The organism is Hymenobacter psoromatis, assembly GCF_020012125.1.
GTDB lineage: Bacteria > Bacteroidota > Bacteroidia > Cytophagales > Hymenobacteraceae > Hymenobacter > Hymenobacter psoromatis.
The window spans coordinates 780612-805636 of sequence record NZ_JAIFAG010000001.1; the positions used below are offsets into that span (position 1 = coordinate 780612).

23 protein-coding genes and 1 tRNA gene are annotated in these 25025 nt (G+C 53.3%); 17 read left to right on the forward strand and 7 right to left on the reverse strand.

Annotated features, from left to right (window positions below; all coding sequences use genetic code 11):
- Positions 1–182: 182 nt before the first annotated feature.
- On the forward strand, positions 183–1373 hold the full coding sequence (locus tag LC531_RS03295) for a phosphoglycerate kinase (protein ID WP_223648899.1): 1191 nt from the start codon (positions 183–185) through the stop codon (positions 1371–1373).
- Positions 1374–1508: 135 nt separating this feature from the next.
- The gene (locus tag LC531_RS03300; RefSeq protein WP_223648900.1) at positions 1509–2249 is read left to right on the forward strand and encodes a hypothetical protein; all 741 of its coding nucleotides are present in this window, start codon (positions 1509–1511) and stop codon (positions 2247–2249) included.
- A 245-nt stretch (positions 2250–2494) separates the two neighbouring features.
- Here the strand turns inward: LC531_RS03300 and LC531_RS03305 are convergent, their stop codons facing one another.
- From LC531_RS03305 to LC531_RS03320, 4 genes are all read right to left on the reverse strand, one after another.
- A complete protein-coding gene (locus tag LC531_RS03305; RefSeq protein WP_223648901.1) occupies positions 2495–2848 on the reverse strand; it encodes a hypothetical protein in 354 nt (117 codons plus the stop codon).
- Positions 2849–3018: 170 nt separating this feature from the next.
- Complete coding sequence (locus tag LC531_RS03310) at positions 3019–3660, reverse strand: hypothetical protein (protein WP_223648902.1); 642 nt, start codon at positions 3658–3660, stop codon at positions 3019–3021.
- Between the two features lie 20 nt (positions 3661–3680).
- On the reverse strand, positions 3681–4949 hold the full coding sequence (locus LC531_RS03315; protein WP_223648903.1) for a site-2 protease family protein: 1269 nt from the start codon (positions 4947–4949) through the stop codon (positions 3681–3683).
- Positions 4900–5571 carry an HAD family hydrolase gene (locus LC531_RS03320; protein WP_223648904.1) on the reverse strand — a complete coding sequence of 224 codons (672 nt, stop codon included), beginning with the start codon at positions 5569–5571 and terminating at the stop codon, positions 4900–4902. The genes LC531_RS03315 and LC531_RS03320 overlap by 50 nt, the downstream gene beginning before the upstream one ends.
- Before the next feature lie 134 nt (positions 5572–5705).
- Between LC531_RS03320 and LC531_RS03325 the strand changes: the two genes are divergently transcribed.
- The 7 genes from LC531_RS03325 (at position 5706) to LC531_RS03355 (ending at position 12898) form a co-directional block, all read left to right on the forward strand.
- Positions 5706–5779, forward strand: a tRNA-Ile gene (locus LC531_RS03325).
- A gap of 106 nt (positions 5780–5885) precedes the next feature.
- Positions 5886–7427: a toll/interleukin-1 receptor domain-containing protein gene (locus LC531_RS03330; protein ID WP_223648905.1), complete on the forward strand. Its 1542-nt coding sequence runs from the start codon at positions 5886–5888 to the stop codon at positions 7425–7427.
- Between the two features lie 668 nt (positions 7428–8095).
- On the forward strand, positions 8096–8383 hold the full coding sequence (locus LC531_RS03335) for a hypothetical protein (RefSeq protein ID WP_223648906.1): 288 nt from the start codon (positions 8096–8098) through the stop codon (positions 8381–8383).
- A 414-nt stretch (positions 8384–8797) separates the two neighbouring features.
- Positions 8798–9988, forward strand: a complete 1191-nt coding sequence (locus LC531_RS03340) for a PfkB family carbohydrate kinase (RefSeq protein WP_223648907.1) — start codon at positions 8798–8800, stop codon at positions 9986–9988.
- Positions 9989–10000: 12 nt separating this feature from the next.
- Positions 10001–10606, forward strand: a complete 606-nt coding sequence (locus LC531_RS22965; protein WP_223648908.1) for a 7-cyano-7-deazaguanine synthase — start codon at positions 10001–10003, stop codon at positions 10604–10606.
- Positions 10607–10611: 5 nt separating this feature from the next.
- On the forward strand, positions 10612–12045 hold the full coding sequence (gene dgt / locus LC531_RS03350) for a dGTP triphosphohydrolase (protein ID WP_223648909.1): 1434 nt from the start codon (positions 10612–10614) through the stop codon (positions 12043–12045).
- A gap of 112 nt (positions 12046–12157) precedes the next feature.
- Positions 12158–12898 (forward strand): hypothetical protein, encoded by a 741-nt coding sequence (locus tag LC531_RS03355; RefSeq protein ID WP_223648910.1) that lies wholly within the window; start codon positions 12158–12160, stop codon positions 12896–12898.
- A gap of 570 nt (positions 12899–13468) precedes the next feature.
- Here the strand turns inward: LC531_RS03355 and LC531_RS03360 are convergent.
- A complete protein-coding gene (locus LC531_RS03360; RefSeq protein ID WP_223648911.1) occupies positions 13469–14047 on the reverse strand; it encodes a hypothetical protein in 579 nt (192 codons plus the stop codon).
- Positions 14048–15084: 1037 nt separating this feature from the next.
- Here LC531_RS03360 and LC531_RS03365 point away from each other — a divergent pair.
- Both LC531_RS03365 and LC531_RS03370 read left to right on the forward strand, forming a co-directional pair.
- Positions 15085–15477 carry a hypothetical protein gene (locus LC531_RS03365; RefSeq protein WP_223648912.1) on the forward strand — a complete coding sequence of 131 codons (393 nt, stop codon included), beginning with the start codon at positions 15085–15087 and terminating at the stop codon, positions 15475–15477.
- 13 nt (positions 15478–15490) lie between these two features.
- Complete coding sequence (locus LC531_RS03370) at positions 15491–16060, forward strand: recombinase family protein (RefSeq protein ID WP_223648913.1); 570 nt, start codon at positions 15491–15493, stop codon at positions 16058–16060.
- A 125-nt stretch (positions 16061–16185) separates the two neighbouring features.
- Here LC531_RS03370 and LC531_RS03375 read toward each other — a convergent pair whose 3' ends face one another.
- Together LC531_RS03375 and LC531_RS03380 are read right to left on the reverse strand one after the other, a co-directional pair.
- Positions 16186–17460, reverse strand: a complete 1275-nt coding sequence (locus LC531_RS03375; protein WP_223648914.1) for an erythromycin esterase family protein — start codon at positions 17458–17460, stop codon at positions 16186–16188.
- A 250-nt stretch (positions 17461–17710) separates the two neighbouring features.
- A complete protein-coding gene (locus tag LC531_RS03380; protein WP_223648915.1) occupies positions 17711–17872 on the reverse strand; it encodes a hypothetical protein in 162 nt (53 codons plus the stop codon).
- Between the two features lie 212 nt (positions 17873–18084).
- Between LC531_RS03380 and LC531_RS03385 the strand changes: the two genes are divergently transcribed.
- From LC531_RS03385 to LC531_RS03410, 6 genes are all read left to right on the forward strand, one after another.
- Complete coding sequence (locus tag LC531_RS03385) at positions 18085–18507, forward strand: hypothetical protein (RefSeq protein WP_223648916.1); 423 nt, start codon at positions 18085–18087, stop codon at positions 18505–18507.
- Positions 18504–18809, forward strand: a complete 306-nt coding sequence (locus tag LC531_RS03390) for a hypothetical protein (RefSeq protein ID WP_223648917.1) — start codon at positions 18504–18506, stop codon at positions 18807–18809. The genes LC531_RS03385 and LC531_RS03390 overlap by 4 nt, the downstream gene beginning before the upstream one ends.
- A gap of 2241 nt (positions 18810–21050) precedes the next feature.
- The gene (locus tag LC531_RS03395; protein WP_223648918.1) at positions 21051–21422 is read left to right on the forward strand and encodes a plasmid mobilization protein; all 372 of its coding nucleotides are present in this window, start codon (positions 21051–21053) and stop codon (positions 21420–21422) included.
- Between the two features lie 17 nt (positions 21423–21439).
- Complete coding sequence (locus tag LC531_RS03400; protein WP_223648919.1) at positions 21440–22414, forward strand: relaxase/mobilization nuclease domain-containing protein; 975 nt, start codon at positions 21440–21442, stop codon at positions 22412–22414.
- Positions 22415–22438: 24 nt separating this feature from the next.
- Positions 22439–23161 carry a hypothetical protein gene (locus LC531_RS03405; protein WP_223648920.1) on the forward strand — a complete coding sequence of 241 codons (723 nt, stop codon included), beginning with the start codon at positions 22439–22441 and terminating at the stop codon, positions 23159–23161.
- 148 nt (positions 23162–23309) lie between these two features.
- Positions 23310–25025: a type I restriction-modification system subunit M gene (locus tag LC531_RS03410; RefSeq protein ID WP_223648921.1), complete on the forward strand. Its 1716-nt coding sequence runs from the start codon at positions 23310–23312 to the stop codon at positions 25023–25025.

Below are 25025 nucleotides of genomic sequence, written 5' to 3' on the forward strand. Positions count from 1 at the left end.
ACTACCCACAAAGGTAGAATGTAGGGTAAGCTTTAGCTTGCCGCCGCAGGGCCGCCGCCAGCCCGCCCTACCCCCCACCAGCCCCAGCGCGCCCGCCAAAACTACCCGCCGCCGTAGCCGTTAGTACCTTGCCGGGCCCATTTACGGCCCTGCGGTGCCAGCTAAACTTACCCTACTCCTTCATGAACACCCTCGCCAATTACAACTTCGCCGGCCACCGCGCCGTGGTGCGCGTCGATTTCAACGTGCCGCTCGATAAAGACCTGCATATCACCGACGACACCCGCATCCGGGCGGCCACGCCCAGCATTATGAAAATTCTGGGTGATAGCGGCTCGGTGGTGCTACTCTCGCACCTGGGCCGGCCCAAGGGCGGCTACGAAAAGAAATTTTCGCTCGAAACCCTGCTGCCGCGCCTGGCGCAGGAGTACGGCCGCTCGGTGCAGTGGGCCGGCGATGTGCTCTCGGACGAGGCCCTGGCCACGGCCCAGCGCCTGCAGCCCGGCCAGGTACTACTGCTGGATAATCTGCGTTTTCACCCCGAGGAAGAAGCCGGCGACCCGGAATTTGCCCAAAAGCTGGCCCGCCTCGGCGACGTGTACGTGAACGATGCCTTTGGAGCGGCCCACCGCCGCCACGCCTCCACGGCCGTAATGGCGCAGTACTTCGCACCGCAGGACCGCCTGGGTGGCCTGCTGCTGCAAAGCGAGCTGGATAACGCCCGCAAGGTGCTCGACAACCCGCTGCGACCCTACACCGCCATCATGGGCGGGGCCAAGATTTCGGATAAGATTGAGTTGATTGAGCGGCTGCTGGACAAAGTGGATAATATCCTCATTGGCGGGGCAATGGTCTACACCTTCATCGTGGCCCAGGGCGGCAACGTGGGCAATTCGCTGGTCGAAACTGATAAGATTGACTTGGCTAAGCGCCTTATGCAGAAGGCGGAGGAAAAAGGCGTAGAACTGATTTTGCCCGGCGACAGCCTCATCGCTGATAAGTTTGCCAACGACGCTAATATAGATATTGCTGGCAACGGTGATATCCCGACTGGCTGGATGGGCCTCGACATCGGCCCCGATGCCCGCGAGCAGTTCGCCAGCATCATTCAGGATGCCAAAACCATCCTCTGGAACGGCCCAATGGGCGTGTTTGAGCTGAGCAACTTCAGCCTGGGTACCGAGTACGTAGCTCGCGCTGTGGCCGAAGCCACCGATGCCGGGGCCTACTCGCTCATCGGCGGCGGCGACTCGGCTGCCGCCGTGCAACAGCTCGGCTTCGCCAGCCGCGTGAGCTACATCAGCACCGGCGGCGGCGCGCTGTTGGAGTTTATGGAGGGGAAGGAGCTGCCCGGCGTAGCGGCACTGGGGTAGGGCTTCGGATTGGTAGTTGAAGCCGCTTGTCCTTACTTGATGCGCAACATGCTCGCGAGGACAAACGGCTTAAAAAGTAACCTAAAATGAAGTGGTACCCGTATGCACGGGTACCACTTTTCTTTTCCACTTTCCATGACTGACCACGAACAGGAATACGCCAAAATGGCTCGCCAGGTATATCGCACGCTCACCGACCAGCGCCCCCAGTGGGAAGCGCGCAGTCCTGCGATGGTAGCCGATTTTGAGCAATTGAATAACTTCTTGCAAGCCTACGACGAGGTATCCGGCCGCCAGGGCACCAAGAGCGCCAAGGAGCCCTCCGATGCCCGCGACCGCGCCGAGCAGGCCGCCGAAGCCGCCGCCGGCCGCATTGTGCGAGGCCTGCGCGTGTTGCAGTTGGGCGTGCGCAATCCCGCCTTGGCCGAAGTAGCGGGCTATACCCCCGATGTGCTGAACCCCCTGCACGGCGAGGAGCTGATAGGAGCCCTGAATGCTGTGGCCGCCGCCGCCGATGGCGTTGCCCCGCTGCTCGCCAACGAAGGCGTAACCACCGAGCACCTGCAAGCCCTCGACGATGCTATTGCCGTGTACACGCCGCTGGCCAGCCTCAATAACAGCACCTTGGAGCAGGGTAGTAACCTGAATTTCACCGCCCGCCAGGTAGTAAAGGGCCTACGCCAAGTGCTGCGCCGCCTCGACACCCGCATCGACAACCTGCGTGACGATATTCCCAGCCTAGGCCAGGCGTACAATGATGCCCGCGCCGCCGCCGAAGTTGGTGACCTGGCCGAAGGCGAAAAAGGCCCCGATGGCGGCATCGGCCGCGCCGCCGCCGGCAACGCCTACGGCCCCGAGCGCCCGGTAGGGGAATAGGGCTTTAAGAGATAAGAACTAAAAAGGAACGGGTCATGCTGAGCTTTTCGAAGCATGACCCGTTCCTTTTTAGTTCTTAAACTTGCTTCTGAGCAAAGAAAGTCGAGAGAAAAGAACGTCATGCCGAGCTTGTCGAAGCATCTCGCGTGTAGCAGTAACTCAATCGTTGGCTCCGCATTTAATGGCGCGAGCGAGATGATTCGGCAAGCTCAGCATGACGTTCTTTTTTGCAAGTCTCTTATCTTTTAATCCTTAACTGACTTTTCCAGTTCACGCAGCAGTTCATCAGCGGCTTGCTCCACATCGGGGTAGCCTTGCTGGGCGGCGCGCTCCTTGGCAGCAAGGAGGCCATCGCGGTGCACGGTTTTGAAGTCGCCGTAAGGAAATTTGTAGCGGCCCTTGTTATCGGCACTCTGGCTTTTGTCTTCGCCCAGGTGCCACTGCGCGTATTCCCCGATTTCGTGGTCTTTGAGAAACGCATTTTCTGCTTTTGCATCAGGATTGTGCTGGCCCCAATGACCTTGGTCGTTCTTGATTTTACCGTCCTTAATCAGCTTTTTAGCAAACGTGACGGCGGCGTGATTTAGCGTAATACTCATGGCGGGGGTAGGAAAAGGTGACGCCTTTTTTACGAGTGGCCTGGGGCTTCGTGTTACAGCCGGGCTTATGGTCAGTAGCTTAGGCCCAAACGCCTTGCGTACCCAGCCAAAAGCAGACTGTGCCCGCAGGGCTAATAAAGCATTATAGATTGAAGCTAACCGCTTATTTATCAGTTCACGTAAAGCGCTTCCATTCTCTGGCCCAAGCAGCGGAAACCGCGGCCGGGCAGGCGGCCGGTGAGGCGGGTAGCCAGGGCCTGCGCCTCAGGGGTTTCCAGCACGGCCAGTTCGTGTAGCCAAGCCAGGCGGCGCAGCTGCGGCTCGATGAGGCCCAGCGGATTGATAGGCGCGTATTCGGAGCGCAGGTAGTCTTTGGTGCGGGTTTCGAGGCTGCGCACAAAGGCCCGTAGCTGACGGCGGTCGCGGGGGCGGTCGGCTAGCGTCACTTGCAGGTGGGCGGTGTGCAGCGTAGCCTGGTGCCACCAGTTTTGCCAAGCGTAGAGCACCACCAGGGCCATCCCCAGGGCCACGCTGAGCGCATAGAGCCAGAAGTGGGGGGGTAGGGACCGCAAATTCTCGAACTGCACGCGGGCGGCGTTGCCGATTATCCAGAGCGCGCCGGCTGCCAGCCAGCGCAGGTTTTTGGCCGGTACCACGCGCTGGTACTCCAGCCGCATGGGTAGCAATTCTTCGTAGGGAATCTCAACGGCCATATTTACCTGCCCCCGGCCATCACGCTGGTTTACATAAAGACCGTCTTTGCGCAGCGTGAGCTGCGTGGAGCGGGTGACCTGACTTTGCTGAAACTGCATAATATGAATAAAACTAGCAACTAATAGCTAACAGCCAAAAGAGGGGCGGGTGAGAAACATAAAATAAATAGACCAACCATAATCCAGCCCAGCACCTGTCGGCCGGGGCTGAGGGCGCGGTCGTCGGGCGCGGCCGGGTGGTAGATGCCCGAGAGCCGGCCCAGCAGCAGCCCAAACAGCAGCCAGCCCGGCTGCCCCATCGTGCCAGGCCAGGCCGTAGCCACCGCGATTTGTCCCCCCCAGATGAGCGCGCCCACCGCCAAGCCCCAGCTGGCGCGCGGCAACAGCCGCCAGCAAACCAAGCCCAGATATAGGGCGTAGGGTACGCCGCCATAGAGCCACGTTTGCCAGCCGCTGCGCAGCGAGAAAATCCCCAGCCCGGCATAGAAAATAAAGGCCACGAACAATAGCGCCGACAGCCGCCCCGCCCGGCGCGGCCCCAGCAGCCCGTACAAAATGTGACCGCCATCGAGCTGGCCGATGGGCAGCAGGTTGAGGGCCGTGAAAAACAAGCTCAGCTCGCCGGCCACCAGCAGGGGGTAGCGCAGCAGCAGGTTGGGGGGGGGTAGGCGGTGCGGGTCGGCAAAGGCGGTTTCCAGCCAGCGGTAGAGCAGCGGCTGGGCCAGTGTGAATTCCGGGGCTGGGTAGCGCCCCAGGCTGCGAGTAGTCACGAGCAAGTATTCGGCCTGGTCGGGTAAATGGGTGAAGGCGTAAATAAGCAGCGGCACCGCCACCAGCAGCCCCGCCAATGGTCCGGCCAGCCCGATGTCGAAAAACTCGCGCCGCGAGAATATCCGGTCCTTCACCCGAATAACGGCCCCGAACGTGCCTAGCCCCAGCGGCACGGGTAGGAAAATAGGCAGCGTGGTGCGCACCTTATTATAGCGCGCCGTGAAGTAGTGCCCGAACTCGTGCACCGCCAGCACCCCCAGAAACGGCCCCGCGTAGAGCAGCCCCCAGCCCAACTGCCGCCACCGCTCGGCGGCCGGTAGACTAAACACATCCAGTGGCAGCAGCTCTACCGGCCCGCTGCGCACCAGCTGCACGCCCGCTAGCACGGTGCAAGCCAGCGTGAGCAAAAACAGCCCCAGGTGCAGCGCATAGCGCCAGCCCCGCGGCAGCGGTGGCCGCTCATAGCGCCGAAACAGGTGGCCGGCCCAAGCCCGGCGTACGGGCGCGGGCTCGGCGGCCGCGTCGGCGGGCCAGCTCAGCAACGGCGGCTCGGCGGGGGCCGGCGGCTCAGGCGGGGGTAGGGGCCAGCGGTTCGGGATATTCTCGGGGAAAGACACGCAGGGCTTCGGGCAGGGCGGTGGTGAGGGTCAGGGGCGGGGCCAGGTGCAGCACGCGCAGCCCCAGGCGACGGGCCGTAGCAATGTGCTGCGGGCTGTCTTCAATGAATAACGTCTCGGCGGGCTGCCAGTTCATTTCGCGCAGCGCGTGCCGGAATATCTCCTCGCCCGGCTTGCGCAAGCCCACTTCCTGCGAATAAAAAACCCGGTCGAGGCAATCGGCAATCCCGTTTTTAAAACCATATTTCAGCGCCAGTCGGCGGTTTATTTCGGCAATATGCAACGCGTTGGTATTGGAGAGCAGGGCCGTGGCGTAGCCGGTGCGGCGCAGCTCGCCCAGCAGGGCCAGGCGCTCGGCGGGCACATCGAGCAGCAGCGCGTGCCAAGCTGCGTCAATCTGCGCATCGGTGGCGTCGAGGTCATAAGCGGCGCGTAGTCCGGCCCGGAATCCGGCCGGCGAAAGGTGCCCGGTCTCAAATTGGTCGAACAGCTCGGCTTGGCTGGCCTGCGCATATTCGGCCGCGCGGCCCGCCCGGCTCAGGCGGCGAAACGCCTCGGGCGTGCGGTCGTAGTCAATATCAATGAGCACGCCGCCGAAGTCGAAAAGAAGATTGGGAAGCATGGGGGAATACTGGGAACTGGTAGTCGGTCGGCAAAGGTCGGGCTCAAAAGATGCTCAGTTGGTTGAGAATGCACACGCGATTGCGGCTATACGGCGTAACTTCGCAGCGCCTACCCCCTCGCGGCGGTGGTACCGGGCCTATAGCTCAATCGGTTAGAGCAACTGACTCATAATCAGTAGGTCCTTGGTTCGATTCCAAGTGGGCCCACTAAAAGGCCATTTCTGTTTCGGAAATGGCCTTTTTTATTTTATGCCCCCGGTTTTGCCCCCGGTCATGCTGAATTTTTATTAACCTGATAACAAACTTTCTATCCATGCCCACCCCAATAGAAGTCAACGCGCTGCGAGTTGTGACGGTACTATTTGAAAGCGATAAAGGAGATGACGTGTCCTTCGATGGTGACGCTCTTAAGAATGCTACTCAACTAAGCCCGCGAAACCTTAATGATGCGGTAGAATACTTGAGTAGTAAAGGTCTCTTAGAGCGGAATGACTACATGGGCACCGGCCCGTACGAATTTGGCGATGTGAGTCTTAACACACATGGACGACAGTTCTATTATCAAACCAGGGAAAAAGATAAGGCACCAACTAAACCAAAAGGAGCCAAGCCAGCTAAGCGTAAAGGAATCCGAGTGTTCATTAGCCACAGCAGCAAGAATGGTGAGGCAGCAAAAGAAGTGATTCAACTAATGAGGTCTGCATTAAATCTTAAGGTTGAAGAAATTCGGTGCACGAGTGTTGATGGATATCGCCTACCTGGAGGCACAACTACTGATGCGCAGCTGCAAATAGAAATTTATGAATGTGAGCTACTAGTTGGGCTGGTATCGAGTGATAGCATGAGTTCGCATTATACTCTTTTCGAGCTTGGGGCTAGGTGGGGAGCAAAAAAAGCTATGTTGCCTCTACTGATAGATAAAAAAGGACCTGAAATTTTGAAAGGGCCACTATCAGGAGTGAATGCGTTAAATGCTTATGAAGAAGCGCAGCTTATGCAATTTGTGAGTGATGCAGGTAATGTGCTTAAAATTCAGCCGGAGCAACCCAGCTCGTACCATGTGCACATTAAAAGCCTAATAGCTTCTTTACCGAATGCTACAAAGCAGGATAAGAATGAAGCAGCTGAGGAAGAGCTAGTAATTTCTGATAAAGCAGATGACTATTCCCAAGCAGAAAAAGTAATTAAGGATAAATGCGAAGGTGAGTGGCCTGAGGATTTTGAAATGCAGCATCACTGTATTGTTACTCAGAAAAAGGCTGTAAAAGAATTGCAAAAAGGTAGGCCAGCAGACATACCAGAAAAGCAATTTGAAATGATTAGGCGCAAAGCAGCAGTGAGTTGGCCTAATGACTTTGAAATGAGAGCCCACGAGGAAGAAACACAATTCAAAGCTTGGCGAAAGCTGAGAAAATCCGAGCAAACTGACTTGCATATGCAAGGAGAAGTTGATAAGGATTCTAACGCAAATATTTCTGCTGAAATGCTGCATATAGAAAAAACTAAATTACGTTTATCAATTATTCCTCGCTTTCGCTTTGGAAACGCTGTGAGTAACCCATCAGGTAAGAGTATAAAATTGATAAATATTGGTAATGGTCGCGCTAAAATAAAGGGTATTAAAATAGTGTCTGGTGATAATGATATTATTGCTAACATACCAAACTTGCCACTATCGGTTGAAAAAGATGGTGAATTCAGTATTATGCTGAGCCCTAAAAATCAAGTCAACATGAACTTAGCTTCTTTTCAATGTCAGCTTCTTTACGCCGATGAATTAGATAATAATTATCAAATGGAGGTTTTTAATAATTCAGATCATATGCGTATTGAAGACCCTATTCTTTTATCTTAAGAAATTATAAGTATACGTAGGGTTTCTCCTAAGGTAGTAGTATAGTCCCCGCTACTAAAAAAGCCGTCTTCCTAGTGGAAACGGTCTTTTGCTTTGTCTAGGGTACTTGTAGGGTTACACACCTTAGCTTAGGGCAGTTTACTTAGTGTGGGCCATTAACTAGGGTAAGTGACTAATGAAGGCAATTTCTGACTATTGCAATAGCCGAGCTTGGAGTAGCGTACATCGAAGCTGAAATAGGTTTCGAGGTAGTAAGCAACTTCTAGATAGTCTTTATCCCAGCTGATAAAATTCCCGCCGTTGGGTAGCAATTCGATTTTAAGGGTACTTCAGCCGGTTTCGACTTGGGCGTTGTCATAGGCATTATCCGTCCAGCAAAATTTAGTCTGAGCACTCGCCTGCTGGCCGCGGTGGCGGGGCCTAGCTAGCGGGAGGTACAACACCGGCAGCTGCTTCGAGGCAATGAACATTGGTTTTGTAAGCAGCTGAACAATTGTGTGTCAGTCCTTCATTCAATGTGAGCATGTAGTGAAATATATGAAAATATAATATATGTCGCAGTACTTTTCAAGATTTAGCGACTAAGGGATTATGATAAGGGAAGTAGCGCAAATACCTTTGTCGCTTCATGGTTAACTAGGAAATAATTTCTAAATAAAATCGCTGCTATGTCCAAGCAACCTGCTTTTATTCAAGGCCTTACTGATGAGCAAATACTCAAAGAGTTTGTTCGTCGTTTTGAATGTGATGGTGCTGTTCTTGTTTATTTGGATGGTAGCACTGAGTTTGGTTTTGGCCGCTGGCGAAATACAATAGGCCGTAATTGGGTGCATACTATGTTCGGAAATCTGAAGCAAGCTGTTATAGGCACCAGCCCTAAGCCAGGGCGAAAAGCTCACATCAGAGCTCTGAATCATCCAAAGGAACTGCTCCTGGTTCAGCGAGATACACGTTAATTACTAAGCCATCTCAGCTGGGTACTTTTTTCTGCTTAGGTTTGATGCTATTCTTAACCCACCCAATAGCATCATGAGCGGAGGAGGTTCTTCTATCTCGTTTGAGCGGCCTACTGCTCCCCCAACTGGGCCAGGCGGCCCTGATAATTGCCAAGGAATAAGTATTCCTACTACACTGGCCTCACCCAACATTGCTGCCCTTGCTTCTGTGAATCCCGGCGACCGTTTACCCATCACTATCAATGGTGGAGTCAGGGCATTGGTTGCTATCAACAGAAGCGGGCAAATCTGCGGCAGTATTGTTGTGGAGCCCGCCCGGTTGATAGCCTGCATTGAGTCTGGTGTTGACTTCGTCGCTCGAGTACTCAGCATTAATGGCGCGCAGTGTGCGGTTAATGTTCAGAACGCCTAGCTATGGAAACGACCCTTGCTATTGTTGGAGGCACTTACCGAGAATTCTGCCGCGAGCCCCAATGGAACGAGTTGTATGGCTCTGGCCTACGGGCGGCAGCGGCTCTTGCCGGCCACGTTCCGACTATTGAGTTTACGACATGCGTTGGTGCTGATGCGGCAGCCGACTTAGCCATCATCTGCGACACATATGGTATCAAGCGTACTACTACGCCAATACCTGAAACCGTTTCATTCTATTATCACCACCCATTATCCAAGCCCGTCATCTACCCCAATATATTCAACCAGCCTAAAGTGCAGATGCCGACTGTTACGGCCCCTAGCATCTTGCTTTTCGGTCTGATTGAAGCAGAAGTACAGGTACACGGCCAGAAAGTGGTGTATGACCCACAGTCGGGCAATCCCATACCATTCCATAAAAATGGCTCGACTGCTGACCAATTAGCTTTAGTACTAAACCGCCAAGAGGCTTTACGGCTGTCTGAATTGCCCGCCGATACACCTTTGGCAGATATTGGCCGATTCCTACTGAAGCAGGAGCATGCTGATGTTGTCATTATCAAGAATGGCGCACACGGTGCACTGGTGGTTGAATCTGGTGGTACGGCCTCGGTACCAGCCTTCAAGACAAGCTCTGTCTGGTCTATCGGCTCAGGGGACATCTTCTCAGCCGCTTTCGCTTGGCAGTGGATTATAGAGGGTAAACCAGCTGCCGCAGCTGCGTTGGCAGCATCAAAGTACACCGCCCATTTCTGCCAGAATATTTACCTGCCTCTTCCGGTGGATACTCCAAGCTTTGATGAGTTGATTCCCAGCGACGCCCCTCGTAGCGTCTACTTGGCAGGCCCTTTTTTCACTATCGCCGAGCGGTGGCTAATCGAAGAATGCAGGGAAAAGCTAGTTGAGTTCGGAAACCGAGTATTCTCTCCTTACCACGACATTGGTATTGGCGACCCACATCAAGTAGTGCCGAAGGATATAGCTGAAATTAAGAAAACGGACCTGCTTTTTGCCATAATGAATGGTCTTGACCCCGGTACACTTTTTGAAATCGGCTATGCCAAGGCATTGGGCAAAAGGGTAGTTGTCCTCGCAGAAAACATCGGTATCAATGACTTAACCATGCTCATTGGTACTGACTGCGAAATAACGGCTGATTTTGCGACGGCCATCTACAAAGCCTCTTGGTAGGCTTCCTGACCGATGAAATCAGCATTATTGCTCTCGGGAGGGATAGATTCTATTGCCTTAGCATTCTGGAAAAAACCTGCTTTGGCTGTCACTATTGACTATGGCCAACTGCCATTTGAAGGTGAGTTGCGAGCGGCCCAAGCTGTAGCTGACAACCTACAAATTCCGCATGAAATTATCCGGGTCGACTGTAGCTCACTTGGTGCCGGCGATTTATGCGGTGGCCCTCAACTAGATACTTCGCCCGCGTCGGAATGGTGGCCCTACCGAAATCAGTTGCTCATAACTCTAGCCGTAATGAAGGTTATACGGTTTGGCATCAACGAGTTGATGATTGGTACAGTAGCCACTGACAACGTACACGCAGATGGTCAGCAACAATTTGTGGACCTCATAAGTCAACTGGTTTATTTCCAAGAAGGAGGCCTAACAGTGAGCGCTCCCGCATTGGAGTTGGATTCGGCTGAGTTGGTAAGGCTCTCTGGCATACCGCCTAGCCTCCTGTTTCACGCTCACTCCTGCCACAAGGCATCCGTTGCTTGCGGTGAGTGTCGAGGGTGTCATAAGTACCGGGCTGTCATGCACTCTCTTTTTCACTCTCAAGGCTTATATTACTGATTTACATGATGAACTGGTCCCAACTTCTTCACCAAACCCGGTCTAACGTACTTAATGGTGCTCCTGACAGGGGCACTACTCAGAGCGAGTTGGACGCGCGGACCCAATTTCAGCGGGATTATGACCGTACTCTTTTCTCTTCTCCTGTACGACGCCTTCAGGACAAAGCCCAGGTCTTTCCTCTTGAGCCACATGATTCTGTCAGAACCCGTCTGACCCACTCTTTAGAAGTTGCTAATATCGCTCAAGGCCTTACACGCTTAGCATTAAGCGCGCTACCGGAAGAGTTTCGTCCTAATGAAGCGCAGATAGAGCAGTTGACCATTATTGCAGCTACCTGTGGGCTAATTCACGATTTGGGTAACCCACCATTCGGCCATGCTGGTGAAGAGGCTATGATAGAGTGGTTTAAGGAGAAACTAAAGCCTGACACTGATTTACATAATGACTTGCAGGTTAAGGGGCGTAATTTAAGTCAGGACTTTGAGCGCTTCGATGGTAATCCGCAGACCTTAAGGCTGGTAACGCGACTTACAATGCTTGGTGACTACGACGGGCTAAGCTTAACGACGGGTACCCTATCGGCTAGCTTGAAGTATATAGCTCCTTCCGACCAAACCGATGAAGCGGACCACGGACGGGGTAAGCCAGGATTCTTCTTTTCTGAGGAGGCCTTGGTTAGACGCATTCAGCAAGAGACTGGTACTGAAGATGCTCGCAATCCTATTACTTTTCTTGTTGAGGCCGCTGATGATATTGTTTACTCAGCTGTCGACCTAGAAGATGGTGTTAAGAAAAACTCATTGACTTGGTCTGATTTGCGCAATGAGTTTGCTAAACATGGAGTTAGTCCTGACACGGAGGGGGTTTTTGTAAAGGCAGAAGAGAACCTGCAAAACCGCTTGGATAACTCAAAAATGAAATTGTCGGAGCAGGAGAAAGACGAACCACTCTCTCAGTTATTCCGCACAATGCTAGTTTGGAAACACATGCAGGCTGCTAGCACTGCTTTTGGCGAGAACATAGCCGCCATCATGGCCGGCACCTTCACCAGCGAGTTGTTAAAGGAAGGCAGCACAGCTCACCTATGGAAGGCCAGCAAAAAGATTGCTCGTGAGCGGGTATTTCCGTCTCCTTCTATCCTAAGGCTAGAGCTAATGGGCCGGAGGGTAATTCATGAATTGATGGATTTATTCTGGAAAGGAATTGAGCAAGCTCCTTACGATAATCCTTCGGACCAAAAGGGGTTGCATTATAAAGCTTATATGCTCTTGTCTAAAAACTACCGCAAAGTTTTTGAGAACGCAGTAGAAGAAGACAGCGAAAAGAACACTGACATTCCCGTAACCTACCGACGCCTCCAACTCGTAGCTGACTACATTTGCGGTATGACTGACACTTTTGCTGTCACACTACATAAGGAATTGTTCAATGGCTAGCTTCGAATCACAACGTACAGAAGCTAAACCCCGCGAGTTACGTCAGCGGCTCAGAAGCTTCCTGTCCGCTGATAGTGAGTCGCAAGCGAGGCTACGCGCTACCCTGCGCCCTATGCGCGAAGAGGGCTGGCAAGCCTTCCTGTTTGGAGGGCTCCTCCGAGACCTTTTGTGGGGTGTCACGCCCAGAGATGTTGATTTGGTTGTTCAGGATGAGCATATGGACTCCATAATCCATTGGTTGTCCCCAAAAATTTGTCACCGCAACAGGTTTGGGGGTATAAAGGTGAGAGATAACGGGTGGGAATTTGATATCTGGTCTGTTAGCCAGACTTGGGCATTCCAGCAAAGTAGCAACTGGCCTAGCAGGTCTTTCGCTGACCTGCCTGCTACTACCTTCCTGAATATCGAGGCGGTAGCGATGGAGTTATGGCCTTCTAGCTCCGAACGTCGTATCTACGAGAATGGATTTTATTCGGCTTTTGAACAGCAAACCGTTGAGATAAATTACGCAGATAACCCATATCCTGACTTTTGTATTGCTCGCGCCATTTTCGTTGCAGCTAAGCTCCGCTTCAACATTGGCCCTGAACTAACCAAGTATATTGATGCACACACCAGCATAGTGTCGGTGAAGGATATTGCTAATATTCAGCGTAAACATTATAAGACAGGATTACTTTCTGAAGCTTACTTGACTCGATTACTAGACCACGTACGCTGGAGCGCTGACTGGCAAATTACAACCCAGCTTGACCGCATAAACCACAGTCATTCAAATAGAAATAAGAACCCTTATCAATTGGAATTGTGGCCCAAAGGCTACCATGATTTACTGATTGGACAAACAAAATAACAGCTTTCGGCTTCACGCTTCGCAGTAGGCTCAAAAATTAAATTTTTCCTATCTCGGCTAAGCTAATTCAGGGAGCGTTGCTATCGCAAAATGATTGCCAAGGCGTGGTTTACGCCGGCTTGTCGCAGGTGCGCTCGCTGTTATTAGTGGAAAGGGTAGAGCTGGACTGCCTAGAGGAAACCACTTGAAGCCCGCCGGGTAAAGCGGATTATAGGCTTCCTATTTCCGCAAGGAGTTTAAGGCTAAAAGGCCGGTGAAGCAGGCCACTGCGCCCATTATTCAACTTGGCTTGTATGGGTTGTACCTCACCGGCCAGCGTATGGGCGACCGAGTTTGCCGGTGCCGGGTCCCATCAATCACCTCCAAAGTGAAAAGAATAACACGTTTACCCAGCTTTTTGTAATTGGTCTAGCGGAAATGTTGCTACTGCTAAATCAAAGTAATCTCCGTAACGGCACGTAGCATGACCGTTTTTGATTTCCCAGACTTCCATTACTCCGTACTGAGCATTCAGTTGCTCATCAATATGCCGGACTCTATCTCCTTTTTGAAGCATTGTACATTATAGTTTTAATAATTTACATCGGTAAATCTGAACCGGTCAACGGCAATCTTTCTAATATTTCCATCCATTGATTCAACAATAGCAATAGTTTTGGCGAAATATCCTCCTGTGCCCCCTACTAGGAAAGGCTCGTCAGCAAATCGGTGAAAAAATCCTTCAAACGACTCTACTATAGAGTCTGACATCGTATGTTTCATTACGCGCACAGGCCTAAGAGTTTGATGACGAAAATCAAAAGCCGTGACGTAATCAGTTGATTCCACAATTTGATTTGAAGGGAATTTCCAATTAGGAAATTTAGCGACTAAAGCACGATAAACTTTATTAGGAATGCGAGTGCCGTGATAGCCATCGTGTCCTGTACCACCTTGATTAATGGCTAAAATTTCATTCGAATCATCATAGACATGTATATGATATTCGCCTGTTGAGTTATGTGGTTGATGTTTAATGAATGAATAGGTTCCTCCTAGTGGCATCCCCTTCGTTGTTCCCTCAAGGATTAATTTTATATCTGTATCATGTTCCTGATGAAGATATATTTTGAAAGTATACCCGCCAATTTGCTCAGTGATTTGCCTCATCGTCGATTGCAAAAATTCAAATGAATACTTGCTTTTTGCGCTAGGTTGAAACTTCTTACTTGTAGTGGAAATAAAGCAAAGGTACTCTACGGACGTTGAGGTGGTCTAGCCGGAATGGACAGTGAGAAGTATTAACTTCTCCTGCCTATGAACAAGAAAAAACCTGTTGACGGCTAGGCTTCTACCTAACGAAAATAGGTGCCCGCTTTTAAGGTCGAGTGCGTCCGCCAGGTAGTTGCCAGCGCACGGCAATCCGACGTGGCCCGTGCTTAGGGCATCTCGCCCGCCTTGCTGGGCCACTGGCAGCACCAAGCCCGCAAGCCGTGTCCAGCAGCACCGAGCCAAGGAAATCAAGCACCTGCGAGCTTAGTTAAGGCGCGTAGAGATAGAGCGTGATATTTTAAAAAGCGGTGACCAGTTGCCTGCTATAAGCACAGGCTCAGTGTGTGAGCAAGTATACTTTAATACTAGCGCACAGGCAAGCATTTGGTCTGTCTATGACTCGTGCCGGGTGCTGGGGTGAGCCCCAGCGGCTACTACCAGTGGCGAGCGGCTAAGCCGCGGCCGATTCCCGACTGGCAGTTCGCCGCCCAGCACGCTTTTCTCCGCCATACCAGCCGCTACGGCACTCGCCGCCTGCGGGCCGGGCTGAGCTGCGGGTCGAGGGCTACCGCGTGGCCCGCTATGCAGCTGGCTGCGGGCCAGCTGCATAGCGGGCCCTGAGCACCCGGCCCCAGCGTCCGCGCACGACGACCTGGATTCTGTCGTTGCCGAAAACTTGCTGCTAGGTCAGCCTGCACCCACGCGGCCTAATAAGGTGTTGGTCGGCGACATCACCTAAGCTCACTGTCCGCTCTCGTTAGACCACCCCAGTGGCTTCGTGGACTGGCCCTGCTGAGCCAGACTAGGCATAGAAAACCGTTCGAAAAACCCTCCTCTAAAAGGCTCAGAAAAATGATGTTTTTGGGGCCTTTGACGTGGGTCGCAAAGTCATTCGAAAAACAGTAGTTTTGCGAACCACTAAACACCCCAATTCCATGCTTACCTCGCCTATTGCAGTCTGGTATGATAACGGCCGCTTTGATTACGTTGACTCTTTATCAGACTTAGCTCAGAAAACTCACAAAATGGTCGTCACTGAAGCTGAATTATCGGACCAGAATTACCGGTTTAAAAACAAGATTACCCTTATTTATCGAGAGGCATCATTAGGGGTTGACCCGATTTTTGAACTTGACCGGATGGAACTAGATAATTACTCTTCAACTCCACAGGCCTACCTGCGCATGTCAAACGATGGTGAATGGGAGTTGAGAGATGGTTACAACAACTTAATTAATTTGAAAGCGATAGATGACGCCCGGAAGCTTAAAAACTACTTCACTGACAAAGCTTCTTTTAAAAAGGAATTTTCTAACGTCAGCTTATAGTGCGCTGTAGGATATGACCGCTGCCATCTACGCTCGCGTTTCAACTAAGGACAAAGGCCAGACCAACGAGAACCAACTTCGCGAGTTGCGTGCTTTCGCCGAGCGGTTGGGCTATACAGTATATAAGGAGTACTGCGACCAGGAAAGTGGTGGCAGCGCTGAGCGGCCCGAGTTTCAGCATCTCTTTGTCGATGCGCATCAGCGACGCTTCGACGTAGTACTATTCTGGAGCCTTGACCGCTTTAGTCGCGAGGGAGTGACCGAAACGCTCAACCACCTGCAACGGCTCACGGCAGCTGGTGTGCAATTTAAGTCCTTTACTGAGCAGTACCTCGACAGCACCGGCCTGTTTCGGGAGGCCATCATCGGTTTTCTGGCTGCCATTGCCAAACAGGAGCGAGTCCGCTTCTCCGAGCGTATTAAAGCTGGGCAGGCCCGCAGTAATAAAGCGCCCGGTCGCCCGGCACTTGCTGATAACGTAGTGGCCGAATTGCGCAGACTAAGAGGAGAGGGACTAAGCTTTAAGAAGATTCAGGTGGCGACCGGCGTGCCTGTGGCTACCATGCACAAGTATCTCAGTTGATAAAAAATCAGTAGCATATTAGTGCTTCTTCTTTCAAATAGACAGGTGTGTACGCCGCGCATTCGCTGCCTAAACGAGGTAAGCCACCAGCTACTTTGAGTGGTGCTCCCCGAGTCTGGGCTGGGCTACCGAGCCGGGTGCGCAGCCCGGTAGGGCTGCGAAGCGGATGTCTCGTGCAGGTAAAACAGCACATCGAACGCTTTAGGTAGCGGCGGGTACCAGGCAAATTGGCCATTCGCGCCACCCGGCCGTTCATTGTGGCCAATCGCCCGAAACTTGCGGCGCGTGGTCAGCCACTTGTCGGGCGCGGCGGCGCTGCGCAGGTTGAGGAAATAGTTGGGCAGGGCCGCTTGGTCGAGCCACATCTCAAAGGAGTTGGGAATGGGGGGCGCTAGCACGAGGGCATGGGCAGTCCCATCGGGGTTGAAGACGCTGGCCGTGCCGTGGCCCGTGGCAAAGCCCACGGCTACGTAGGCCGACCCGAGTTGCTTGGTTAGGCACTGCCCCATCCGCAGTTGGTCCTCATCGCGCCGAATGTGGTCATTGTGCGCCCATACCACGACTTTGGCCGTCGGCTCCTGCTGGAGCACCCAGGCAATGTTGGAGGCCATCGCCTGGTCGCGCCCCCAAAAATTCATCTCGGTCGCTCGCTGCCGCAGCACCTGCCCATGCTGCTGTATCGCGGCTGGGGCCGCCACCGCTTGCAGGTGCAGTACCAACTCGTCCGAGAGGCGCAGGAGGCGCTGCTTGGAATTACCGGAAGCCTTGCTGGACGCGGAGTAGTAGGTGCCCAGGTTCCGTACCTGCCGCTGGAGCACGGTATCGGCCCGCTCGGTGGCGAAGTGCTCTAGGCGCAGCAGATTGGGCTCGGAGTCCTGCATATCAATGCCTACGTAGCGGATTTTGGCGGCGTGCTGCTTGTTGTAGGCGCGTATCCACTCCACCATGTCCCAGAACTCGGTGGTGTCCCAGATGTGAAAGCCCGCAGCCTTGCGCACCGTGAGCGAGTCGCCCGCCCCCGTCTGAATGTATTCGTTCAGAGTCTCGCCCCACCCGTAATCAACTTCGAGGGCCAACGTGTTGAAGCCCTGCTGCGTGACCAGGTATTCCAGCAGCCGATACTTGAGCTGGAATACCTCATGCGTGCCGTGCGTGCATTCGCCTAGGCCTACCACCCGCGCCGAGGCCACTATGGGGGCTAGCGGGGCCAGATCGGCAAACCCGCTGCCGGCCCGCACCGCCGTAATCGGGGTAATCTGCTGGTTGAGGCGGGCAATATCGGCCGGTGTCTGAGCGCGCAGATGGCTGAAAACCAGTAGAAAAAGCAGGCCTATCCAATTTTGAGCTGGCCGGATGGCTGGGGTAGTTGGGCGGCCGTTAGGGGCGGGGCTTCTGCGCATGGGGCGACGAAAAAAACGTACCTGTCCACCACTCACCCACTTGCGCAGCTCCGTCACGCGCTGTGTGGGCACCCCTACATCTTTGGGGGTGGCGGGCTGCAAATGTACAATTAAGCGGTTGCCGTAGGAGAACTCTAGCTCTGTGATTTTTGCCTACCCGTCATGACTATGCCAATTATTTGAAAAACAAGTACTTAGATGATTATTCAGGAAAGGACAAGCCTAACTTATCCGGTCGAATGCCTTAAGCTTAGGAGATGCCTAGCCGCCGAGCCTCATCGGCCACGAGCATCCGAACGAGCATAGAGTTACTGAGTCCACGAGCTCTTGCTACAGATTCGAGCAAATCCTTCTCCTGCTGATTCGCCTTTATATTGACCTGTAGTTCGCGATTCTCTTTGTCTTTTGCCATAGTGCAAAGATAGTAGCGGCTGAAAATGCAAGAAATGTCCTTTGTATTTGCTTTGTGTTGCTAACGTGTATACATTTGTAGTATTCCGAGTGGAATAGCCTACCCCGCAGTAAGCAAAAAGAGGTCAGCCGCTGAAACGACTGACCTCAAGCATAGCACCTGTTTCTACCAGGCACTACTGTGGGTTCTTGCAAACCTTACCCCAAAAATACATGGAAACGCATGTAACCGGTCAGCCTGTGCCCGGTGAACTACGCCGTCACATCTTGGCGGCCCTCCCCGGTAACCACCCTTTCAGCGAGGTTGAGCACATCCAAACCAATCCTTTCACCCGCAAGTGCCAGGGCATTGCCCGCCTTATATGCTGGGAAACAAGCATGTGGGTTAAAGTCGCTTGTTGCGAAGCCGAAGCTGCCCGCCAGCGACCTTACTACGCCACGAACGGCAGGCTGCGCCACCTGCGGGCCATGCCCTTTCGCGACCACTATCTCCACTCGCCCCGACCCTGGCTCACCTGGGTAGTCGGCGCGCCCCTGCCTGACCACCGGGTTAACACCTTTGACCGATTGGCGGCTCGTTTTCAGCTGGCCAACGTGCTGTCCCTTAACCTATTGCATAACCGTCAAGCACGATGAGTAACCGTCGCGACCTCAAGCAACTGCGCCGCGCCGGTAAACTGGCCAAGTACCAGCAGTGCCAACTGGCCATGCTCGAACTGGCAGGTATCACCGCCGTTACCCTGTACGCCCACAACCAGCACTTGACCATCGCCATCGAGCGTCTTACCGGCGCACCCCTAGTGGATGTGCTGCGTGAGGCTCTGCGCGACCGCCGACAGGCCTTTAAGACCGAGGCTCAGCAAGTCCGCCATGCTTGGTTAGAAGATGAATGGTTGGAAGGCCGGTTGGTACCTCCTGCGGTGCCCTCCCAGCCCTAGGGGCGTCTCCATTCGATTACAACTCTTCTTGCACTGGCTAGCCAGTAGGTTGCTTCGGTGTGTCCCTTTCACCATGTAGTCTACTGCACTTTGCCTCACTGTTTATGTGAGAATGTGCGCTGAAAATCGAGGTTCGCTTCTGGACAAGCGAAGCCATTAACCCCCAGGGCCCACATCTGCTGCGGTCCCGCTGCTCAACTGGGTGAATACACTTTTCTAAAAGGAACACGCTGGTGAGCCGCGGCCCTGCTGTCTCACTTCTCCTCGCTGGGTGGCCACCACTTTTTAGCGGTTAGCCCTCATTCATTGCCTCCTATCATAGTCTTCGTCGTTTTTAGCATCCCATCATGTCTATTTCTTTTACTGCCAAAGCAGGACAATCAATTACATACGCCCAAGCCACGGCTCAGCAGCAGGAACAGGCGCTGGCTTATCTGAAGCAACGGCTCCGACTTCATTTTCCTGTGCTTGCTGCTCAGACTTGGAGGGACACATTGAATTTATTTCAGCCCGAACTTCTGGTAAGGGGCGACCAAGTCCGATTCAATGACCAAGACCTGAGCGAGTTAGCACAATACTTGTCTGACTCACCGGAACTACCGTTGCTCGACCCGCCACTTTACGGACCACCAACTCTATACTTAGCGCAGCAGTACTTACACGCTGCCGAATTAGCTGTGTGGGCTCTACCCGAACTAGAAATGCTTGAGCCAACAGGGAGCCAACGCTTGTACGCCCTGGTAAGTCTGCTAGCCCATGGTAATCGTGTGGCTGAGCAGGTAGTACTGGCTAGGCGTTGGGGCTTAGCTGTCGGGCGGCCATTACCGTTTGGCGTACCCGGTGGAGGAGCATGCCCTGGGAGCCAAGAAGTAGAACACCGGCTTCAGCGATTGCTCAAAGCAGGTAGGGGCAGCCACTCCTAGATAAAAAGTAAATATCCTATTACCATGAGGCGCCGCTAATTGAAAAAAGTGGCGCTTCTTTATTTTATGGTTGACAGACGATACTGGATTGTTACTATCTTAAACCAACTCAGTTTTCCTAAAAGAAAGATTGTCTGCCCGAGTAAAAAGCAGATTCTATAGGAATGGTATTACAGCTCAGGTATAATAATATGTAATAGATAATTTTACAAAATACTTAAACGAGCGGCCAATGACTCTCAGGTGTGTGAAAACTGAGCGGGGTCGATTTCTAAACTGTAAATACAAATGCGCTAGAATAAGTATGCGAGTTTGGGCGAGTTGGCTCGGAAATATAGTAAAGATGGATTATTTAAAAGGAATGTTCGTAGTCTTGGTCTTGAAAAATCAGGGTCGTAGGAGGGGTGCGAAAGACAGTTGCTCATCAGCGTCGTTTTAACGTGATGTTGTTCTGAAGTATAGACTATTTTAGTTGAGAGGGGTAACCGAGGTACTCAATCATGTACAATGACTCGTAGCGACTGGAGTATAATTCAAGTCGTTTACTGAGCAGTATCTGAATAATTAAGGGTTATTCCGGGGTGCTGTTGGTGTCTTGGTGGTTACTGCTAAATAGGGATAGGTGCGATTTTCGGAGTGGTTTAAGGCAGGGCAAGCTTGGAGTAGCAAAGGGTCTGATAAACCACCATTAGTAGATACTATCATTGCTGAGTTGCGACAATTTCAGGGGGTAGAGGCTCAGTTCAAAAAGATTGAGTTGGCCACGGGAGTACCAGTAGCAACGATGCACAAGTATTTAGTAGACGATGAAAAAACGGTGCTGTTATGACTCTTTGGTATGCACTTGATATTGATTTTATGCCGTGTAATTATTGTTTAAAATAAGCTCGCTGATTTGTTTGTTTGGGTTATTTTCTGCCATGTTTTATTCACTTTTGCGTGATAAATGATAATTCTAACATGGTTTAAATTATTAATAGTTAGAGTGTTAAAAATACGATTGGAATAAGGCTGCGGGTTATTATCTTGCTAAAAGCATAGGGTTTTTGAGAGACGGGCTAGCGTATTCGTTCAGAAATTTCAATTGCTTATCAAGTACTATTCATCATTTACGCATCGTGATTTTTATTCCTGATTTACTCATTTCGGAGTGGTCGCAAAAAGGCAGTGGGGCAGTTAACAAACGCCACCAGACGACTCCAGATTACGCGCATACGGGGAGCAAGAAGTGTTTTGACGGTGTCAAAACTCCGTTCGGCTATCGCCTCACTCTTCTTGCCCATGCCGGGGGCTCTAACCTTCTAACTCCTAGCCAGCCATGATGCCCGAAAGCGAAGCTCCCGAGGAACCCAAAAAGAAGCGTGGACCTGGCCGGCCGAAGCAGGACGTTCACGCTGTTTCGCTGACTATCACCATGCCGCCCGGTGATTTTGAGCGGCTGAATGAGCAGGTGAATACCACTGGTCGTAGCCGGTCTGAGCTACTGCGCATGGCCTGGAATGGGTTGCCGCTCACCATGCGGCACGAGCCAGCTTTGGACGAGCATTATGGCCAGCTGGTGAAACTAGCCACGAACCTAAACCAGCTAATGAGCTTGGCACACCTAGGGCTGGTAACGCAGACTCAGGTGCAGCAAATTCTGTCGCAGGTGGACCAAAAAATGGCAGAACTCAGCGGCCGTGGGAACTGATGACAGCGAAGACTAAAGTGGGAAAGACCTTTCCTGGCATCACCAAGTACGCCATGCAGGAGTGCAAAGAGGCACGGGTATTGGCTGCCGAAGGCGTGCGCTCAGACAGTGCGGCTCACATGGCCGCCGACTTCGATTTTCAACGGAGCCGGCGGCCAGGGCTGGGCAATGCTGTGCTGCACGTGGCCATCTCGCTGCCACCGGAAGAGAGCATCGGCCGGACGCGCGAGCAGGTGGGTGAGACACTCCGCCAGTCGGGGGTAGCTTGGCTCAAGGAGATGAAAATTGAGAACACCCAGTGGGGGTTGATACAGCACTTCGACCGCCACCATTCACACGCGCATCTCATCATCAACCGAGTTGACAATGACGGCAAAACGATTTCGGATAAGTTTATTGGCAAGCGCAGCCGTGAGGCTGCTCAGGCAGTGGAGCGCCAGTTGGGTCTGATATCGGCGGAGCAGCGCGGGCGCGAGCATGCTAAGCAAGCCGGCCCGACCCCTAGCCAGCAGAAAGCACGCACGCCAAAAGAAGTAAGGCAGGCAGATTGGCAACGGACGCGGCACGAGGTAGCCAATGCGCTAGCTCCTCAACGGGGCAAGGTTGGCTCGTTTGATGACCTACAAGCCAAAGTGGTTTGGGATGGCATTGTGGTGAAGCCGCTGCAACACAAAAAGGTAGACGGTCCAGTCGTGTACGGGGTAGTTTTCTCTAAAAACGGCTTCGATTTCAAGGGTAGCGAGGTCGGGAAGGATTTCAGCGCCGGCAACTTGCAGAAGTCCTTCGCTGAATATCGGGCCCAAGCGCCAGCGCAGAAAGATGCTGCTCAGCAGCTTGGTGCCGCCTTCACTGCTGGGGCTCTAGGGCAGCTATTTGCTGATGGGGCGAAGCAAGCGAAGGAAAAGCAGCAGGCTACGGCACCAAAGCAACCTGCTGTGCAGGTGACCCAGGCTCCCGTGCTACCTCAAAAGGACTTTGAGTTTGGCTCGTAACAACTTATTGATTTTCTTTTATTTATGGATGCTACTGAAGTTTTCTCGAAAATAACGTACCTGGAGGAGGGTATGAAGATGCTGCTAGCCCAAAAGGGCGCTAGCAGCGAAGAAATCCAACAGCTGCTAGCGGCTGTTGAGGCCAAGGCCAACCCAACCATAAATTTTAATGGGGAGGCAGTGGCAAATAACTTAGCCCCGAAGCTGGTGGCCAAGATACCCGCCTTAGATGCGGCTGCCGTAGCGAAGCAATTAGGTCCAGTGCTGGTGGCTGAACTGCCAACGCCGGCTACATTGCAACAGGCTGGTGGGGAGCTGCTAACTAGGCTTAATAAAGAATATAGGCGGCTAGACCAGCAAGTGCAGTCATTTTTGGCGGCGATATCGGCACGCCTAGATACAATGGAGCAGCGTGTGGATAGTACCGTAAATCGCTTGCCGACAACTGTGGGACTGGATGCTTTTCATGACAAAAGGCTGTTGCTGCTAGTGCTCGGGATGCCTGCTATCTGCCTCGTTACCCTTATCATCTACAGTTCGTTTTTCCGGGTACCCAGGGCGCAATACGAGCAGTTGCAAGCACAAAGTACACTTCTGCAAGAACAGAGTAACCGAATGACCGATGCTAGTATGTTCTACTCCGGGCAGATAAACGCCTACAAGCGAAAGTTTCCGAAGGCTGCCGGCTACTTTCGCGACTACCATCCTGCGCCCGCCGCGCAATCGGTGGAGCTAGCGGCGCAGTAGGCGACTGCTTAGGCTACTGGGGTAGTCAATAAAAACTAGGTTGGCAGCTAGCGCTTTAACGTTGTGATGAATAGCTGAGGCGGCCAGTTGCCGGGCTCGGTCTTACTTTCAAGGCTCCGCTTCACCAAGCGGAGCCTTTTTTACGACTATGGATTTCAAGCAATACGCGGCGCACATCTGGGCCGTAGCCGACCTCTTACGGGGTGATTATAAGCAGGCTGACTACGGCAAAGTAATCTTGCCCCTGACTGTGCTGCGCCGCCTCGACGGGGTGTTGGCCCCCACCAAGGCTGCCGTGCTGGCCGAGCACCCGCGCACGCAGAACCTGCCGCCCGAAATGGCTGACATGGTGCTCAATCAAAAGTCCGGTCTGACGTTTTACAACCACAGCCCGTTTGACTTCGAGCGGCTGCTGGCCGACCCTAACCACGTGGCGGCCAACCTGCGGCACTACATCAACGGCTTTTCGGCCAACGCCCGCGAGATTCTGGAGCACTTCGAGTTTGACCACCAGATAACCAAGCTGGAATCGGCCGACCTGTTGTTCATGGTGCTCAAGAAGTTTCAGGAAATCGACCTGCACCCGGCCAAGGTGAAGCCGCTGATGATGGGCTACATCTTTGAGGAGCTGATTCGCAAGTTTGCGGAAAGCTCGAACGAGACGGCGGGTGAGCACTTTACGCCCCGCGAGGTCATCCGGCTGATGGTAAACCTGCTGTTCTTGCAGGACCGCGACATTCTGACCAAGAAGGGTATCGTGAAGACCATATACGACCCGGCCTGCGGCACGGGCGGGATGCTGAGCGTGGCTGAGGAGTACCTGCACGAGCTGAACGACGAGGCCCGCCTGGAGGCCTTTGGGCAGGAGCTGAACCCCGAGTCGTATGCCATCTGCAAGGCCGACATGCTGATTAAGGGGCACCGGGCCGACAACATCAAGCTGGGCAATAGCTTCACCCAGGACCAACTGCCCGATGCCAAGTTCGACTACATTCTGTCGAACCCGCCGTTTGGAGTGGAGTGGAAGAAGGCGGAAAAGGCCATCAAGACCGAGCACGAGAAGCTGGGGCACGCCGGGCGCTTCGGGGCGGGGCTGCCGCGCATTTCGGACGGCTCACTGCTGTTTTTGCAGCACATGGCCAGCAAGATGAAGAATACGGCTGAGGGCACGCGCCTGGCGATTGTGTTCAACGGCTCGCCCCTGTTTTCGGGGGCGGCCGGCAGTGGGGAAAGTGAAATCCGGCGCTGGCTGCTGGAGCGCGACATGCTCGAAGGCATCGTGGCGCTCCCCGACCAGCTGTTCTACAACACCGGCATCACCACCTACATCTGGCTGGTAACCAACCGCAAGGCTCCCGAGCGCAAGGGCAAGGTGCAGCTGCTCAACGCGGTGAGCTTTTCGCAGAAGATGCCGCGCAGCCTGGGTAGCAAACGCAACGTGATTGCCGACGACCAGCTGGTCACCATTACCACCCTCTACGGGCGCTTCGAGGAGGGCGAATTTTGCAAGATTTTCCCCAACGAGGCCTTTGGCTACCGTCGCCTCACGGTGGAGCAGCCCCAGCGCGATGCCAGCGGCAAGGTGGTGAAGGACAGCAAGGGCCGGCCCAAAGCCGATGGCAGCCTGCGCGACTTCGAGAACGTGCCCCTGCTCGACGACCCCGACGAGTACTTCCGGCGCGAGGTGCTGCCCCATGTGCCCGAGGCGTTCCTAGACCTGACCAAAACCAAGGAGGGCTACGAAATCAACTTCACGCGCTACTTCTACCAGTACCAGCCGCTGCGCCAGCTCCAAGCTATCCGGGCCGATATCCTGCGGCTGGAAGCCAAAACGGAAGGCTTGCTGCACACCATTGTGGACTAA

What these genes read in the sequence shown, in the direction of transcription:
- LC531_RS03295 (WP_223648899.1), top strand. Translation starts at nt 183, where the DNA reads ATGAACACCCTCGCCAATTACAACTTCGCCGGCCACCGCGCCGTGGTG.
- LC531_RS03300 (WP_223648900.1), top strand. Translation starts at nt 1,509, where the DNA reads ATGACTGACCACGAACAGGAATACGCCAAAATGGCTCGCCAGGTATAT.
- LC531_RS03305 (WP_223648901.1), bottom strand. Translation starts at nt 2,848, where the DNA reads ATGAGTATTACGCTAAATCACGCCGCCGTCACGTTTGCTAAAAAGCTG.
- LC531_RS03310 (WP_223648902.1), bottom strand. Translation starts at nt 3,660, where the DNA reads ATGCAGTTTCAGCAAAGTCAGGTCACCCGCTCCACGCAGCTCACGCTG.
- LC531_RS03320 (WP_223648904.1), bottom strand. Translation starts at nt 5,571, where the DNA reads ATGCTTCCCAATCTTCTTTTCGACTTCGGCGGCGTGCTCATTGATATT.
- LC531_RS03330 (WP_223648905.1), top strand. Translation starts at nt 5,886, where the DNA reads ATGCCCACCCCAATAGAAGTCAACGCGCTGCGAGTTGTGACGGTACTA.
- LC531_RS03335 (WP_223648906.1), top strand. Translation starts at nt 8,096, where the DNA reads ATGTCCAAGCAACCTGCTTTTATTCAAGGCCTTACTGATGAGCAAATA.
- LC531_RS03340 (WP_223648907.1), top strand. Translation starts at nt 8,798, where the DNA reads ATGGAAACGACCCTTGCTATTGTTGGAGGCACTTACCGAGAATTCTGC.
- LC531_RS22965 (WP_223648908.1), top strand. Translation starts at nt 10,001, where the DNA reads ATGAAATCAGCATTATTGCTCTCGGGAGGGATAGATTCTATTGCCTTA.
- dgt (WP_223648909.1), top strand. Translation starts at nt 10,612, where the DNA reads ATGATGAACTGGTCCCAACTTCTTCACCAAACCCGGTCTAACGTACTT.
- LC531_RS03355 (WP_223648910.1), top strand. Translation starts at nt 12,158, where the DNA reads ATGCGCGAAGAGGGCTGGCAAGCCTTCCTGTTTGGAGGGCTCCTCCGA.
- LC531_RS03360 (WP_223648911.1), bottom strand. Translation starts at nt 14,047, where the DNA reads ATGAGGCAAATCACTGAGCAAATTGGCGGGTATACTTTCAAAATATAT.
- LC531_RS03365 (WP_223648912.1), top strand. Translation starts at nt 15,085, where the DNA reads ATGCTTACCTCGCCTATTGCAGTCTGGTATGATAACGGCCGCTTTGAT.
- LC531_RS03370 (WP_223648913.1), top strand. Translation starts at nt 15,491, where the DNA reads ATGACCGCTGCCATCTACGCTCGCGTTTCAACTAAGGACAAAGGCCAG.
- LC531_RS03375 (WP_223648914.1), bottom strand. Translation starts at nt 17,460, where the DNA reads ATGCGCAGAAGCCCCGCCCCTAACGGCCGCCCAACTACCCCAGCCATC.
- LC531_RS03380 (WP_223648915.1), bottom strand. Translation starts at nt 17,872, where the DNA reads ATGGCAAAAGACAAAGAGAATCGCGAACTACAGGTCAATATAAAGGCG.
- LC531_RS03385 (WP_223648916.1), top strand. Translation starts at nt 18,085, where the DNA reads ATGGAAACGCATGTAACCGGTCAGCCTGTGCCCGGTGAACTACGCCGT.
- LC531_RS03390 (WP_223648917.1), top strand. Translation starts at nt 18,504, where the DNA reads ATGAGTAACCGTCGCGACCTCAAGCAACTGCGCCGCGCCGGTAAACTG.
- LC531_RS03395 (WP_223648918.1), top strand. Translation starts at nt 21,051, where the DNA reads ATGATGCCCGAAAGCGAAGCTCCCGAGGAACCCAAAAAGAAGCGTGGA.
- LC531_RS03405 (WP_223648920.1), top strand. Translation starts at nt 22,439, where the DNA reads ATGGATGCTACTGAAGTTTTCTCGAAAATAACGTACCTGGAGGAGGGT.
- LC531_RS03410 (WP_223648921.1), top strand. Translation starts at nt 23,310, where the DNA reads ATGGATTTCAAGCAATACGCGGCGCACATCTGGGCCGTAGCCGACCTC.